This is a genomic window from Mesorhizobium sp. M0088 (assembly GCF_040322895.1).
GTDB lineage: Bacteria > Pseudomonadota > Alphaproteobacteria > Rhizobiales > Rhizobiaceae > Mesorhizobium.
Window position 1 is genome coordinate 14,045 of the sequence record NZ_JAMYUI010000028.1, and the last position, 14,734, is coordinate 28,778.

Sequence of the window (14,734 nt, forward strand, 5' to 3'; positions counted from 1 at the left end):
CTCAGACTGTCCCGGGGAAATAGGATGGCGCCGGCTTGCCTGACATGACTGAATTGAAATTCGCCTTCCTGGAAGAGCCGCCATTCTGCTTTGCAGGTGCATTGGGCGAGGTCTCAGGCTGTGACGTCGAGCTTGCGCGCAGGCTCGGTGACATGCTCGGATTGGCGAGCTTTAAGCCGATCGAAACCGAATTCGCTGAACTGCTGCCGGGATTGGTCGAGGGCCGTTGGACCATGACGACCGGCCTGTTCGTCTCCGAAGAGCGCAGGCAGCTTGTCGACTTTACACGGCCGATCTGGGCGCTGCAGGACGGGTTGCTGGTCGCGAAACACAATCCGCGTGGCTTTCGCGGCTACCAATCCATTGCCGAGGACCGGACAGCGTTGATTGGTGTCATAACCGATCAGGTTCAGCATCTTACGGCGTTGCACAACGGAATCGCATCCGAGCAGGTCAGGACGTTTGCAACGCAGGCGGATGCGGCGGACGCAGTGGCCAGCGGCGCGGTGCACGCCTACGCCAGCGTTGCGATGGCGCACCGAGGCTATCTGACCCGGCGGCCCGATATGCCGCTTGGGCTCGTCGAGGTTCCCCCGATTGAAAAGCAGCCGGCGGCCGGTGCCTTCGCGATCGCCAAAGGCAATTCAGCCCTGCTCCGGCGCATCGATGCTTGCCTCGATGAATTGGTGGGCAGCGACTGGCACCGGCGGATGATGGCGCGTTACGGATTCTCGGACAGCGATATCGATCGCATCGTCTGATCAGCGTCGATGCCTAAAACGCGACGCGCTTTAGGCCCTTGTTTCTATGCATGTCGTTCTCCCAAAACCGGGCCACTTTGGGCGACATGCATCAGAGCTTGATCACATACTCCTTGCGAGTCGTTTCAAGCACTTCCCAGCTGCCTTTGAAGCCGGGCCTGAGCACGAAGCTGTCGCCGGCCTTGACGGTGCGTGCCTGCCCGCCGTCTTCCGCGATCACCGACAGGCCGGACAGGATGTGGCAGAACTCCCATTCGTCATAGACGATGCGCCATTTGCCCGGGGTCGATTCCCAGATGCCTGCGTAAAGGCCGCCGTCGCGCTCCTCGACATTCCAGGTGCGGAATTTGGGATCGCCCGAGATCAGCCGATCCGGCGCCGGCGCGCCCTGTTCGGCGTCGACAGTGTCGACGCCGATGGCAAGAAATTTTGACTCGCTCATGATCGGTCAGACCTTGGCTAGCGCCTGTTCGAGGTCGGCGACGATGTCGTTGACGTCCTCGATGCCGATGGAAAGCCGCACCGTGTCCGGTCCTGCGCCGGCCTTGACCTTCTGCTCGTCGGAAAGCTGGCGGTGCGTGGTCGAGGCCGGGTGGATGACCAGCGACTTGGTGTCGCCGACATTGGCCAGGTGCGAGAACAACTCGAGCGCCTCGACGAATTTGACGCCGGCGTCATAGCCGCCCTTCAGCGCGAAGGTGAACACGGCACCGGCGCCCTGCGGCGAGTATTTCTTCTGTAGCGCATTGTTCTTGTCGGTCGGCAGGCCTGGATAGTTCACCGAAGCGACCTTGGGGTGGTTGGATAGCCAGGCGGCGACCGTCACGGCGTTATCGCAGTGACGCTGCATGCGCAGCGGCAGAGTTTCCAGGCCGGTCAGGATGAGAAAGGCGTTGAACGGAGAGATCGCCGGGCCGAGGTCGCGCAGGCCGAGCACGCGCGCGGCAATGGCGAAGGCGAAATTGCCGAAGGTTTCGTGCAGGACAAGACCGCCATATTCGGGACGCGGTTCCGACAGCATCGGATATTTGCCCGACTTCGACCAGTCGAAGGTGCCGCCGTCGACGATGGCGCCACCGATCGAATTGCCGTGGCCGCCGATGAACTTGGTCAGCGAATGGACGACGATGTCGGCGCCATGCTCGATCGGACGGATCAGGTAGGGCGAAGCCAGCGTGTTGTCGACGATCAGCGGCAGGCCATGCTTGCGCGCGATGTCGCCGATCTTCTCGATATCAACGAAAGTGCCGCCCGGATTGGCCAGGCTCTCGATGAAGATCGCCTTGGTCCTGTCGTCGATCTGGCTCTCGAAGGTCGAGATGTCGTTGGTGTCGGCCCAGCGCACCTCCCAGCCATAATTCTTGAAGGCATGGCCGAACTGGTTGATCGAACCGCCATAAAGCTTGTTGGCGGCAACGAAATTGTCGCCCGGCTGCATCAGATTGTGGAATACGATCACCTGCGCGGCGTGGCCGGAAGCGACCGCGAGTGCCGCCGTGCCGCCTTCGAGGGCCGCCATGCGCTCTTCCAGCACCGCCTGCGTCGGATTCATGATGCGGGTGTAGATGTTGCCGAAGGCCTTGAGCCCGAACAGCGACGCGGCATGGTCGGCATCGTCGAAGACGAAGGAGGTCGTCTGGTAGATCGGCGTGGCACGCGCGCCGGTCGCTGGATCGGGCTTGGCACCGGCATGGACGGCGAGCGTGTTGAAACCTGGCGTGCGGGTCACTGAAAACCTCCCTTTTGAAACTCTTGAAATCGCCGGGCATTCTTGGCGAAGCATGAGCGCGAATGCAAAGAAGAAAATGCCCTTCGGCGAACGATCTGCGGCCGAGGCCCGAGAAAATGCACTGGGCTAAGGAATAATTTTGCGCCCAAGGCGCATTGCGCATCAGGCCTTGCTTTTGGTGCACGTCGTTATCCCAAAACCGCCGCGCACTTTTAGCGACGTGTCCTACTTCTGGCGCACGCCAAAACTCTGGAATCCCGACCGCATCAGCGGCTTCTTCGACGACAGCACACCGGAATTGACGCCGGTCCAGCCGATCTCGCCGGACAGCTTGCCGTATTCGATCTTGGGGCAGCGGTTCATCACCACCTTGATGCCGGCGGCCTCGGCGCGCGCGGCGGCCTCGTCATGGCGAACGCCAAGCTGCATCCAGATGACTTTCGGCAAGGGATCGAGCCGCAACGCCTCGTCGACGATGCCGGGCACCGCCGCCGGCGCGCGAAAGACATCGACCATGTCGATCGGCTCGGGAATATCGGCGAGCCTCGCATAGGTCATCCGGCCGAGGATCTCCTTGCCGGCCTGGCCAGGATTGATCGGAAACACCGAAAATCCCTTGGCCAGCAGATATTTCAGCACGAAATAGCTTGGCCGCACATCGTTGGCGGACGCGCCGACCATGGCGATGGTCTTCACCGAATTGAGGATGCCGGCGATGTAGGTGTTGTCGTAGCTATCGTGGTTCATGCGGCTTCCTGCGGTAGTGGTATCGGTAAAGTTCACGGCTGAACCCAAGCGAGGCATAGAGAGCGCGAGCCGGCGTGTTGTCGACCACCACCTGCAAGCATGCGGCGTGAACCCCTGCCCGCCGCGCCCAGCCGATGAGGCCGCCGACAGTCTTGCGGCCCAGACCTTGCTGCCTGAAACGGCCATCGGTTTCAACCGATTCCACCACAAGCAGGCCATTGCGGATGACGCCATAGGCCAAGGCGGCAATTTCGCTGTCGCGTTCACAGGATACGAACGCCCGGTCGCCGACGATCAGCCCGGTCATCTCGCGAAAGATGCGGCACTCGGCGTCGTCAAAGGTCCCCATGCGGAACCGCGCCGCGAGCCAGTCCTCGCCCGGCACTTTCGAAACGGTGACCTGCTCATCGCGGACTTCAGCCAGGTCGCCGATCCCGGCATGGAGATGGATCGTGCCGCCTTCCGGCTGGTATCCGCGATGGTCGAGTATGGCTTCGAGCTCGCCGGCGATGTCGGGAACCCGAAACAAGGGCGTCTGGCCGTGGCCGATGTAGAAGGACTCGGCGGCGCCGATGACAGCATCCGGCGCGCCACGCTGGCCGCGCAAGGGATTGGCCGAATTGGTGCGCCGGATCCGTCCGCCCGATCGCCGCAGGAGCCAGCCATCAAAGACCGCACCGGTCGCCGCCGGCCAGCCTTCGCGGCATGCCTGCTCGACGCGCCAGTTGAGATCATCGTCGCCGGCGCTCACGCGTCATCCTCCCGCAGCGCTTCCTCCATGAACGCCTGCGGATCGGTACAGAAGTCGCGCATCATGCGAAAATGATCGGTATCGCTGAAATCGGTCGGGTCGAGCCCGAAGCGGCTGATGCGGAACAGCCGCGCGCCGGGACAAGCCATCAGCAGCGGCGAATGCGTCGCCATGATCACTTGCGCGGTGCCCGACTGGTCCATGCGCCGCAGCATCTTGAGCAGCTCGATCTGTCGCGTCGGCGACAGTGCGCTCTCGGGTTCGTCGAGGATGTAGATGCCTTGCCTGCGGCAGCGCTCCTCGAAAAATCGGATAAAGCCCTCGCCATGCGACCAGGACAGGAAGTCCGGCGGCGCCCCGCCGGACTCCAGCGCTGCCTGATCGAGATAGCGGGCCACGGAGTAGAAGGATTCGGCGCGAAAGAACCAGCCGGCGGTGACTTTCGGCAGCCAGTGACCACGGAATGCGTTGGCCAACGCAGCACCACTCTTGTCGATAGCGCTGGAATGGTCGACTGGCATATATCCCTTGCCGCCGCCGGCTTCGTCATAGCCGGCCAGTGCGCCGATCGCCTCGAGCAGCGTCGATTTGCCGGTGCCGTTCTCGCCGACAATGATGGTGATCGGCGTGGTGAATTCGAGCTCGAACTCATGGCCGCGAAACAGCGGCAGGTTCCAGGGATATTTCTCCCAGTCCGCCACGCGCTCGGCGTCGAGCAGGATGCGCTTCAGATAGGGAGCCTTTAGCCGCGTCAGCTGCTTGCGATGGGCCATCAGCCGGGTAGCGAAATCGTGCCGTCTTCCGCGATCGGAAAGGCCGGATTGTGCGCCACTTCCCAGACATGCCCGTCGGCGTCGGCGAAATAGCCGTACCAGCCGCCCCAAAAGGCCCGGCCGGCCGGCTTGACGATGCGGCCGCCGGCTTTTTCCGCCCTGGCGAGCACGTCGTCGACTTCGGCGTCGGAACGAGTGTTGTAGGCGAGGTAGACCGCCGATGGCGCCGCGGCGAAGGCGATGCCGGAATCCTCTTCTGCGCTGGCGCGCGGGAACAGGCCGAGGATGACGCCGCCCATCTGGAAGAAGGCGACCCCGTCGGTGATGCCGGCATGCCGCTTCAAGCCCATCTCTTCGTAGAAGCGCACGGCGCGGTCTAGATCATCGGTAGCAATGGTGATGATGGAGATGCGCGGTTCCATGACGTTCTCCTTACTCGTCCTTCCATTCCGGCTTGCGCTTGCCGATGAAGGCGCCGATGCCCTCCTCCGCGTCGCGCGCAAGCATGTTCTCGACCATGATCCGGCCGGTATAGGCATAGGCGTCGGCCAGCCCCATTTCAGCCTGGGCGTAAAAGGCTTCCTTGCCGGTCTTGACCACCAAAGATGATTTGGAAGCAATGGTTTGCGCGTATTTGGTGACGATCTGATTCAGGTATTCGCGCGGCACGACGCGGTTGACCAGGCCGAACTCCTTGGCGGTCGCCGCATCGATCGTCTCTCCGGTCAGCAGCATCTCCATGGCATGCTTGCGCGAAACGTTGCGCGACAGCGCCACCATCGGCGTCGAGCAGAACAGCCCGATATTGACGCCCGGCGTGCAGAAGGTCGCCTCATGCGAAGCGATCGCCAGATCGCAGCTGGCGACCAGTTGCAGCCCGGCGGCGGTGGCAAGGCCGTCAACCTCGGCGATCACAGGCACGGGATGGCGCACGATGGCCTGCATCAGCGTCGCACAAGCGGCAAACGTCTCTGCGAAGAAGGCCTTGCCATGATCGGCGTCAGTGCGGTGCGCCGTCATTTCCTTGAGATCATGGCCGGCGCAGAACACCTTGCCGGCCGCCGACAAAACGATGACGCGAACGGCCTTGTTGGTCTTGGCGCGCTCAAGTTCGGCCGTCAGCGCCGCCATCACCGCCAGCGACAGGGCGTTGGCGGGCGGATTGGCGAGCGTGAGGCGCAGCACGCCCTTGTCCAGTCTTGCGGCAACCGGACCGTCGACGGCAGCAGGCTTGATGGCTAGGATTTCGGCCATGGAAATGTCTCCGCGATTCCGCTCGGGGCTGTCAGAGTATCTAATACCGGATCGGATTTCGTCCAACACCCATCGCTTGCGCCAAGGGACGAAGGTTGCCAGAAATGCCGCGCCGCGCCCATACAGGTAGGCCAAAAACGAGAGACCGAAATGCCCGCCCAAACCAATTTGAAGCCGGTGCTGACCGCACAACAAGTCAATGCGCTGATGGAAACCGTCTATCCCCAGCTCAACGAGCAGTTCAAATATTTCGAAGCGATCGACGTGTTCCCTGGCGGCTGCACCGTGCGGCTCAATGCCGGCGAGCGGCATTTGCGTCCCGGCGGCACGGTGTCCGGCCCCTCGCTGTTCACGCTGGCCGACATCGGTGGTTATGTCTGCGTGCTCAGCCATGCCGGGCCTGATGCGCTCTCCGTTACCGTCAACCTCGACATCAATTTCGTGCGCAAGGCCGAGGCCGGACCGATCGACGGCCATTGCCGCATCCTGAAGCTGGGAAAGAGCCTGATGGTGTTCGACATCGACATCGTTGCCGGCCCGGACGGACACACGGTGGCGCACGCCACCGGCACCTATTCGATCCCGCCAAAGCGTTAGCCGAATTCCTACCGCCAACTATTTGTCCGCCAGCGGTCCCAAGATTTGCAGAACCGTCTCAAGAATGAGGCGCCGCAAGTTGGCAGGCCTATCGAGGTGACTGGCGATGAGCAGCCCATCGCTGGCAACGGTGAGGATATCGGCGGTGGTTTCGGAATCCGAACTGCCGTCGGCCACAAGCAGGCCGCGCAGCAGGTCACGCTTCCATTGCCTATGCTCATCGATCGCCTGCCGTACCGGATGGCTCGGATCGGGATATTCGGCGGCAGCGTTCAGAAACGGGCAGCCGCGGTAGCCAGGCTGGGCGGCGGCGTCCGCAACAAGATCAAAGATAGCCAGGATCGAATCCCGCGCCGATCGCGCGCTGATCTTGTCGATCATGGCCCTCCCTTGCCGGCTTTGGTTCTGAATGTACGCGCGGACGAGTTCGTCCTTGGCTGGAAAGTACTTGTAGAAAGTGGCCTTGGCCGCGCCTGCCTCGGCGATGATCCGGTCGATGCCGACCGCGTGCACGCCCTCGGCGTAGAACAGGTTCGTGGCTGTATCAAGTATGCGGCTGCGCGCAGCACTCGCCCGGCCGATGTCAGTAGCGTGGTCCACCATATCGAATACCCTTTGACGTCGACCCTCTTCCGCCATACAGACAGACTTGTCTAGTAGACAAACCTGTCTGCTCTTAAACGAGAGGTGCCAAAGTGGGATCAGTTATCAGGGAAATGATAGTCGACGCATCGCCTGAGAAGGTCTGGCAGACCGTCGGCAACTTCGCCGAAGGGCCGCGACTGACAACGCCAGATATTTTCGTGGATTGCCGGTTGATCGAGCCCGACTTGCGGCAAATGACCTTCGCCGACGGCAACGTCGTGCGGGAGAGGCTTATAGCCCGCGACGAACAGGCACGCCGCATTGTCTGGGCGTGGGAAGGAGAAGAGGTATCGCACGACAACACCTCCATGCAGGTCTTTGCAGAGAACAATGGACGCAGCCGGTTGGTGTGGATTCATGACACCTCACCGGACGAGCTCTGCGACTGGCTTGCCGCGGCGATGGACCAAATTGGGCCAGAGATCCGCCGCTCGCTCGAAAGAGCCAACTGAAGACCGGACCGGTCAAAGAACGTTCCGGCCATGCTCCGGAACGTTCTTTTCTCGCGGTATTATAATACCTATCCTATAACCCATTGTTTTTGCATCACCTTTTAGGAATACTCTAGCAACTTCAGCCTTGACGTGCCCCATCACCCTCGCCTATAAGCCCTTCACGAAGCAGCGGCCCGCAAAGGCCGCCGTTTTGTTATTGGCGGCGGGCAAGCGCTTTTCGCCAATCCAAGCAACAAGAAACGCCTTCTCTTATGAAGGTCAGAACCGAGAGCAGAAAACATGACAACCTTTTCGCAGAAGCCTGCGGATGTGGTGAAGAAGTGGATCCTGATCGACGCCGAAGGTCTCGTCGTCGGTCGCCTGGCCACTGTCATCGCCAATCATCTTCGCGGCAAGCACAAGCCGACCTTCACCCCGCATGTCGACGACGGCGACAACGTCATCGTCATCAATGCCGACAAGGTGGTGTTCACCGGCAAGAAGTTCACCGACAAGGTCTATTACTGGCACACCGGCCACCCCGGCGGCATCAAGGAGCGCACCGCGCGCCAGCTGCTCGAGGGTCGTTTCCCGGAGCGTGTCGTCGAGAAGGCCGTTGAGCGCATGGTCCCGCGTGGCCCGCTCGGCCGTCGCCAGATGAAGAACCTGCGCGTCTATGCAGGTGCAGAGCATCCGCATGTCGCCCAGCAGCCCGTCGTGCTCGATGTGGCCAAGCTGAACGCCAAGAACAAGAAGGTCGCATAAGATGGCTGAGCTTTCCTCGCTCGCAGAACTGGGCGCCGCCACCGGCAACACCAATACCCAGCCGGCGGCCCCCGTCCACGTCCAGAAGCTCGACAAGTCGGGCCGCGCCTATGCCACCGGCAAGCGCAAGAACGCCATTGCGCGCGTCTGGGTGAAGCCGGGTTCCGGCAAGATCATCGTCAACGACAAGGAATTCGCGACCTATTTCGCGCGTCCGGTCCTGCAGATGATCCTCAACCAGCCGATCATCGCCTCCAACCGCGCCGGCCAGTACGACATCGTCGCGACCGTCGTCGGCGGCGGTCTCTCCGGCCAGGCGGGCGCCGTGCGTCACGGCATCTCCAAGGCGCTGACCTACTACGAGCCGACGCTGCGCGCCGTGCTCAAGAAGGGCGGCTTCCTGACCCGCGACAGCCGCGTTGTCGAGCGCAAGAAGTACGGCAAGGCCAAGGCCCGTCGTTCGTTCCAGTTCTCGAAGCGCTAAGCGTACGCTGCTTCAGACAATCGAAAAGGTCGCCTCCGGGCGGCCTTTTTGCTTTTTGGCGCTCTTTGTTTACGGCTCGGCAGTCACCCCACCCGCGCCTGCGGCGCGACCTCCCCATCAAGGGGAGGTAGAAGAAAAGCGCGGCGCCCTACCTCCCCTCGATGGGGAGGTCGGCGCGGAGCGCCGGGTGGGGTGATGGCGCCTACGCAGTTCATGCCTGGCGCCAGATCAGGCCTTGCCGCCCTTGATATAGTCGATGAACGCCCGCAGCGGGGCCGGCACCAGCCGCCGGCCGGGATAATAGAGGAACGGTCCGGGAAAACTCGGCCACCACGGTTCGAGAATGGGCTCAAGCGCGCCGCTTTCGAAGTAGGGGCGAAGCCAGCCCTCGAAGAGGCCGATGATGCCGGTGCCGGCGATGGCCGCATCGACGGCAAGATCGGTCGCGCCGCCGATCCGCACGATCAGCGGCCCTGTCGGATCGACCCGCACCACCTCACCGTCGCGCTCGAACTCCCAAGGCAGCATCGCACCGCTGGAAAAGCGCCCGCGCACGCAAGAGTGGCCAAGCAGGTCGCTCGGGTGTTGCGGCCGCCCATGACGAGCAAGATAGGCAGGGCTGGCAGCGGTGGCGAAGCGCTGCACGCGCGGTCCGATCGGCACCGCGATCATGTCCTGCTCCAGCCGCTCGTCATAGCGGATGCCGGCGTCACACCCGGCCGCCAGCACATCGACAAAGTTCTCATCGGCGATCACTTCCAGACGGATGCCGGGATAGGCGGCGAGGAAACCCGGCACGATATCCGGCAATATCAGCCGCGCGGCGCTGACCGGCACATTGAGACGCAGCGAACCCGCCGGCCTGTCGCGAAAGCCGTTCACCACATCCAGCGCCGCCTCCACCTCCGACAGCGCCGGGCCGAGCCGCTCCAGAAGGCTGAGGCCCGCCTCGGTCGGAACAACGCTGCGCGTCGTGCGATTGAACAGCCTGACACCGAGCTGCGCCTCGAGGCGGCGCACCGCCTCGCTCAAGCCCGAGGCGCTGCCGCCACTCGCACGCGCGCCATCGCGAAAACCGCCGGCGCGCGCCACCGCCACGAAGGCGTTCAGATCACTGAGGTCCATCATTGTTCGCCATTCCGCACGGCCTGTGTGGATTGTACCGGATTATCACAAGGTTGGGCAGCGCCTATCTCTGGCTCCTCAAAGGAGATCAATCATGTCCAATATTCAACAGGCCGGCACCTTCACCCCCGCCACCTTCAAGCTTGGCAGCCATACCGTGAAGCGGCTCGGCTACGGCGCCATGCAGCTCGCCGGTCCCGGCGTGTTCGGGCCGCCCAGGGACCATGACGCTGCATTGGCCGTGCTGCGCGAGGCGGTTGCGCAAGGGGTCGACCACATCGATACCAGCGACTTCTATGGCCCGCATGTCACCAACCGGCTGATCCGCGAGGCGCTGGCACCCTACAAGGACGATCTCGTCATCGTCACCAAGATCGGCGCCCGGCGCGGCGTGGATGGATCGTGGTTGCCGGCGTTTTCTCCCGAAGCGCTGACCCAGGCGGTGCACGACAATCTCAGCAATCTCGGGCTCGAGGTGCTCGACGTCGTCAATCTACGCGTCATGTTCGACACCCATGGTCCCGCCGAGGGATCGATCGAAGCGCCGCTCACGGTGCTGGCGGAGCTTCAACAACAGGGCTTGGTCAGGCACATCGGGCTGAGCAACGTGACGTCGGCGCAGATTGCGCAAGGACGTGGGATCACCGAGATCGTCTGTGTGCAGAACCAGTACAATCTGGCGCATCGCGGCGACGACGCCCTGATCGACGATCTTGCTCGCGACGGCATCGCCTATGTGCCGTTCTTCCCGCTCGGCGGCTTCAATCCACTGCAATCCTCCACCCTGTCGGACGTCGCAGTGCGCCTCGGCGCCACCCCGATGCAGGTCGCGCTCGCCTGGCTGCTGCGCCGCGCGCCCAACATCCTGCTGATCCCCGGCACATCTTCGGTTGGGCATTTGCGGGAAAACCTCGCTGCTGCCGAACTCAAGCTTTCGGGGGATGTGCTCAACGAATTGGATGGGATGGCTAAGGCGGCGTAAAGCGCGCCAATCTCCCCCCTTGAGGGGGAGATGTCGCCAGAGGCGACAGAGGGGGTCGGCACGACCGGGCGCGACCTCCTGCGGCAGATGAAGGTTGGCGCTCTGTGCGCAGCGACCCCCTCTGGCCTGCCGGCCATCTCCCCCTCAAGGGGGGAGATCGCTGTTCCAGCGGCGAGCCTCTAGTTGATACTCGCCGTATTCGCCGGCTCGGCCGGCCGCGCCTCATTGGCATAAGGGACGCGAAAACCATTCGCCGTCAGCCATACGATGGCTGCCTTCGGCTCGTCCGTCTGGATGATTGTGGCGCCGCGATCGGCCCAAAAACCCCAGACTTCGCGCGGCAGGCTGGCCTGCACCGCCAGTTCGTCGCCGCGGCCGCCGGCCAGGAAGCCGCCCGGTTTGTTGGCGATGGCGTAGGTGTCGGCCCAGATGTGCCAGTTACCCCTGACCGCGGCCGCGCGCATGCGCATGCTGAACAACGGTCCGCCGGTCTCGGTCAGCGTCTCGGCGCCTGCCCGCCAGTTGATCAGCTCGATTGCGCGCGGCGAAAAGGCATGGCCGACCGTCCGGGCGAAGCCGGCATCACGCACCGCGTCATCGGCGATGATCGGCATGAACTGGAAGCCGCCGCCGATAGCGGTCATTGCCGCCTGGACCGTGGTGATCCGGTTCTGGTTCCACAAATTCTCCTTGACGATAACCTGCTCGGCCATGCCGAGATCGCGAGCCACCGCGATCATGCCCGAGAGGTCGCCGACGTCGAGCTTGTTGTCGAGGTTGATGAGGATCCTGTCCCTGGTTGCCAGCAGCATCTCGCGAAGCGTCGAAACCGTCTCGTTGGTGACGGCGCCGGTGCCCTCAATCACCAGCCGGCATGTCTTGAGATCGGCCAGCGTGTACTTGACCGCCTCGCCCTTGCAGGTCGTGGTGCGGTCGAGCCAGCTGTCATGCATGACGACGAACTCACCCTCCTTCGAGCGCCTTATGTCGACCTCGACGATTTCGGCGCCCATCGCGATCGCGCCTTCGACAGCAGCAATCGAATTTTCCGCATAAAGCGTCTTGCCGGCCTGCATGCTGCCGGCGCGATGCGCGGCCACCATGACGTGGTCGCGCCATTGGTTGGCATGTTCGAAGCGGTCGAGGATCTGTCTGGCGCGGGTTTCGCCGGCTAAGGCTTGGCCGGAGGTGACCGCAAGTGCGGTGTAAAGTAGAAGGCTCAGCCAGATGGTCCGCATCGAGAATCGCTCCTTGCCGGATCGAAACCCGGATAGGCGATGCCCGTGACATCTAGGTGAACGAAGCCGGCTAGCAGCTTTCGCAAAATGCTCGCGTCAGATGCGTTTCGAGAGTCGGCGGAACCACGCCATGGCCGGCATCTCGACGAAACGCCAGGTGATCCAGGAGGCGGCAATGGTGGCGGCGAGCATGACGACGATCGCCACCGATCCCGCCCAGCCGGCGCCGAAGCCGGTGGCAGCCTGGCCGCGCAGCATGAAGTCGCCAATCAGGCCGAGGCCGAGTTTGCGCTCGACAAGCCCGGCGACGTTGATCATGCGCGCCTGGACGAAGATGTGGACCATGTAGATCGAGTAGGACAGCGCGCCGAGGGTCAGCATGAACGGCGCTCTCAGCAAGGCGCTGATCCAACCGCCTTCATGGGCGAACAGAAACAGCGCCAGCGCGAACACCAGGGGTGCCGCGATGCCGAAATCACTGTCGCCCGCCAGCGAGACGAAAAGCACGATAACGGCCACCATGACGATCTCGGCAAGGGTCCAGTCCATCCGCGGGCCGCCCCTGGCGAGGGCCTGTCGTGCCCCCGCAATGGAATCATGCTGAAACCACGCAAGCAGGGCGCCGAGCGAGAAGCCGTACAGGCAGCGGATGAAGCCGAAATCGAAGGACACATCCATATGATGGGTCGAGAAGCCGAGCAGGAACAGCGGCGCGGTGACGGCGGCGGCAACGAACCATATCCAGGCGCGCGCGCCGGCGACCAAGACCACGCCGGCAAACAGCAGATAGGCGAAGAACTCCGCCGAAATGCTCCAGCTTGGCGCATTCCAGGTCAATTGATCCTCGAAGCCGACACCCTGCAGCAGGAGAAGATTGGCAAGCAGGCTCTTGAGATCGAAACCACCGGTGAAAGGAGCAGCCCCGGTTCCATGCAGTTGCGGCAGCATCAGCCGCAGCAATTCGAAGCCGGCAAAGGCGGCGAGCATGAGCAGATGCAGCGGGTAGATGCGGCCGAAACGGACCAGGGCGAAACGGGCGACCTGTTCCGGCTGGTTCAGCCGATTGCCGTAGCTGCTGGCGATGACGAAGCCCGAAAGAACGAAGAAGAAATCGACGAAGAGGTAGGACGAACCGATGAAGGCGCTTTGCGAAATCGTCGAACCGGTCGGGAAGTGAAACAGCGCCACCAGAAGCGCGCAGATGCCGCGCCACGAATCGAGGACCAGAAAGCGTTCGCCGGCGACCGTACCGCTGTGGGTCGACACCGCGGCACGGGGAGGATTAAGAAACGCGGTCTGCGTCATGATGATACAAATCCTGTGTTGCCGTGGCACTCGGGCGGCGCCGTTTCGTCTCCCCAAGCTGTGACTGGCATCTTCCGTGCCGGTTCTGTAGTGGTTGCACCCCGATGAAAAACGAGGATCCGTAATGGCGAACAACATTATCGACCACGCCTTCACCGCCCGTTCCAAAACGGGCGCCGCGTTCGAGCCGACCTATGCCGGCGCGCTGTCGTTCATGCGGCGCAAATATACCAAGGACGTGAAGGGCGCGGACGCTGTGGTGTGGGGTATTCCCTTCGATGCCGCTGTCACCAACCGGCCTGGCGCCCGTTTCGGGCCGCAGGCGATCCGTCGCGCCTCGGCGATCCTCGACAACGACCCGCAATATCCGTTTTCACGCGATCTGTTCGAGCATCTCGCGGTCGTCGACTATGGCGACTGCCTGCTCGATTCGGGCAACCACCAGAAGACGCCCGGCACGATCGAGCGCGAAGCGGCGAAGATCCTCAAATCCGGCGCCTTCCTGCTGACGCTCGGCGGCGACCATTTCGTCACCTGGCCGCTGCTCAAGGCGCATGCCGCCATCCATGGTCCGCTCGCTTTGGTGCAGTTCGATGCGCATCAGGACACCTGGCCGGACGACGGCAAGCGCATCGACCACGGATCCTTCGTCGGCCGCGCCGTCAAGGAAGGCATCATCGATCCCGACCGCTCGATCCAGATCGGCATCCGCACCCATGCGCCCGACACGTTCGGCATCAAGATCCTCTACGGCCATGAAATCGAGGAGATGCGGGCGTCCGATATCGCCTACGCCATCGTCGACCGCACCGGCGGCAAGAAGACCTATCTCACCTTCGACATCGACTGCCTCGACCCGGCCTATGCGCCGGGAACCGGCACGCCGGTTGCCGGCGGACCGTCCTCGGCGAAGATCCTGTCGACGCTGCGTCAGCTCAACCAGATCGATATTGTCGGCGCCGATGTCGTAGAGGTTGCACCGGCCTATGATCACGCCGATATAACGGCGATCGCCGGCTCGATGGTGGCCATGCAATATCTCGGCCTGCTGGCGGAGCGAAAGGCCCGGCTTGAAGAGCTGAACAACGGCAACCACAATGGCGCCGCAGTGAATCACGGCAACGGCATATAGTCCTAGAATATC

At 62.8% G+C, this 14,734-nt stretch carries 18 protein-coding genes; 7 read left to right on the forward strand and 11 right to left on the reverse strand.

Translation table 11 applies throughout. The features are described 5' to 3' along the window. The first annotated feature begins 44 nt into the window (after positions 1 to 44). Positions 45 to 761, forward strand: a complete 717-nt coding sequence (locus NKJ67_RS28085; protein ID WP_352584536.1) for a transporter substrate-binding domain-containing protein — start codon at positions 45 to 47, stop codon at positions 759 to 761. A 91-nt stretch (positions 762 to 852) separates the two neighbouring features. On the opposite strand, the gene NKJ67_RS28090 is transcribed toward NKJ67_RS28085, so the two are convergent. From NKJ67_RS28090 to NKJ67_RS28120, 7 genes are all read right to left on the reverse strand, one after another. Beyond that, on the reverse strand, positions 853 to 1,203 hold the full coding sequence (locus NKJ67_RS28090; protein WP_292563070.1) for a cupin domain-containing protein: 351 nt from the start codon (positions 1,201 to 1,203) through the stop codon (positions 853 to 855). A 6-nt stretch (positions 1,204 to 1,209) separates the two neighbouring features. Next, positions 1,210 to 2,490, reverse strand: coding sequence for an O-acetylhomoserine aminocarboxypropyltransferase (locus tag NKJ67_RS28095; RefSeq protein WP_127269928.1), 1,281 nt, complete (start codon positions 2,488 to 2,490; stop codon positions 1,210 to 1,212). Between the two features lie 225 nt (positions 2,491 to 2,715). After that, positions 2,716 to 3,237, reverse strand: a complete 522-nt coding sequence (locus NKJ67_RS28100; protein ID WP_127269926.1) for a CoA-binding protein — start codon at positions 3,235 to 3,237, stop codon at positions 2,716 to 2,718. Further along, positions 3,224 to 3,988, reverse strand: coding sequence for a GNAT family N-acetyltransferase (locus NKJ67_RS28105; RefSeq protein ID WP_256748233.1), 765 nt, complete (start codon positions 3,986 to 3,988; stop codon positions 3,224 to 3,226). Before NKJ67_RS28105 ends, NKJ67_RS28100 begins: the two co-directional genes overlap by 14 nt. Beyond that, complete coding sequence (locus NKJ67_RS28110) at positions 3,985 to 4,761, reverse strand: AAA family ATPase (protein WP_127329671.1); 777 nt, start codon at positions 4,759 to 4,761, stop codon at positions 3,985 to 3,987. The genes NKJ67_RS28105 and NKJ67_RS28110 overlap by 4 nt, the downstream gene beginning before the upstream one ends. Continuing rightward, positions 4,761 to 5,183, reverse strand: coding sequence for a VOC family protein (locus tag NKJ67_RS28115; RefSeq protein ID WP_127322812.1), 423 nt, complete (start codon positions 5,181 to 5,183; stop codon positions 4,761 to 4,763). Before NKJ67_RS28115 ends, NKJ67_RS28110 begins: the two co-directional genes overlap by 1 nt. Positions 5,184 to 5,193: 10 nt before the next feature. After that, positions 5,194 to 6,015 carry an enoyl-CoA hydratase gene (locus NKJ67_RS28120; protein ID WP_352584448.1) on the reverse strand — a complete coding sequence of 274 codons (822 nt, stop codon included), beginning with the start codon at positions 6,013 to 6,015 and terminating at the stop codon, positions 5,194 to 5,196. 150 nt (positions 6,016 to 6,165) lie between these two features. Here NKJ67_RS28120 and NKJ67_RS28125 point away from each other — a divergent pair, with 150 nt between their 5' ends. After that, positions 6,166 to 6,612 carry a PaaI family thioesterase gene (locus tag NKJ67_RS28125; protein ID WP_128308861.1) on the forward strand — a complete coding sequence of 149 codons (447 nt, stop codon included), beginning with the start codon at positions 6,166 to 6,168 and terminating at the stop codon, positions 6,610 to 6,612. A gap of 18 nt (positions 6,613 to 6,630) precedes the next feature. Here NKJ67_RS28125 and NKJ67_RS28130 read toward each other — a convergent pair whose 3' ends face one another. After that, a complete protein-coding gene (locus tag NKJ67_RS28130) occupies positions 6,631 to 7,215 on the reverse strand; it encodes a TetR/AcrR family transcriptional regulator (RefSeq protein ID WP_352584450.1) in 585 nt (194 codons plus the stop codon). Positions 7,216 to 7,328: 113 nt separating this feature from the next. Here NKJ67_RS28130 and NKJ67_RS28135 point away from each other — a divergent pair, with 113 nt between their 5' ends. The 3 genes from NKJ67_RS28135 to rpsI all read left to right on the forward strand — a co-directional run bounded on the left by NKJ67_RS28135 (position 7,329) and on the right by rpsI (position 8,940). Then, positions 7,329 to 7,709, forward strand: coding sequence for an SRPBCC family protein (locus NKJ67_RS28135; RefSeq protein WP_352584452.1), 381 nt, complete (start codon positions 7,329 to 7,331; stop codon positions 7,707 to 7,709). Between the two features lie 282 nt (positions 7,710 to 7,991). Beyond that, positions 7,992 to 8,456 carry a 50S ribosomal protein L13 gene (gene rplM / locus NKJ67_RS28140; RefSeq protein WP_013532205.1) on the forward strand — a complete coding sequence of 155 codons (465 nt, stop codon included), beginning with the start codon at positions 7,992 to 7,994 and terminating at the stop codon, positions 8,454 to 8,456. A gap of 1 nt (position 8,457) precedes the next feature. After that, entirely contained in the window at positions 8,458 to 8,940 is a 483-nt protein-coding gene (rpsI, locus tag NKJ67_RS28145) for a 30S ribosomal protein S9 (RefSeq protein ID WP_023810272.1), read from the forward strand. A 228-nt stretch (positions 8,941 to 9,168) separates the two neighbouring features. Here rpsI and NKJ67_RS28150 read toward each other — a convergent pair whose 3' ends face one another. Then, the gene (locus NKJ67_RS28150; protein WP_352584454.1) at positions 9,169 to 10,068 is read right to left on the reverse strand and encodes a LysR family transcriptional regulator; all 900 of its coding nucleotides are present in this window, start codon (positions 10,066 to 10,068) and stop codon (positions 9,169 to 9,171) included. A gap of 91 nt (positions 10,069 to 10,159) precedes the next feature. On the opposite strand from NKJ67_RS28150, the gene NKJ67_RS28155 reads away from it, so the two are divergent. After that, the gene (locus NKJ67_RS28155; protein ID WP_352584456.1) at positions 10,160 to 11,047 is read left to right on the forward strand and encodes an aldo/keto reductase family oxidoreductase; all 888 of its coding nucleotides are present in this window, start codon (positions 10,160 to 10,162) and stop codon (positions 11,045 to 11,047) included. Between the two features lie 179 nt (positions 11,048 to 11,226). On the opposite strand, the gene NKJ67_RS28160 is transcribed toward NKJ67_RS28155, so the two are convergent. Further along, positions 11,227 to 12,285 carry a glycerophosphodiester phosphodiesterase family protein gene (locus NKJ67_RS28160; RefSeq protein WP_352584458.1) on the reverse strand — a complete coding sequence of 353 codons (1,059 nt, stop codon included), beginning with the start codon at positions 12,283 to 12,285 and terminating at the stop codon, positions 11,227 to 11,229. Positions 12,286 to 12,381: 96 nt separating this feature from the next. Then, positions 12,382 to 13,590, reverse strand: a complete 1,209-nt coding sequence (locus tag NKJ67_RS28165; protein WP_352584460.1) for an acyltransferase family protein — start codon at positions 13,588 to 13,590, stop codon at positions 12,382 to 12,384. A 124-nt stretch (positions 13,591 to 13,714) separates the two neighbouring features. Here NKJ67_RS28165 and speB point away from each other — a divergent pair, with 124 nt between their 5' ends. Then, positions 13,715 to 14,722: an agmatinase gene (gene speB / locus NKJ67_RS28170; RefSeq protein ID WP_352584462.1), complete on the forward strand. Its 1,008-nt coding sequence runs from the start codon at positions 13,715 to 13,717 to the stop codon at positions 14,720 to 14,722. Positions 14,723 to 14,734: the final 12 nt, after the last annotated feature.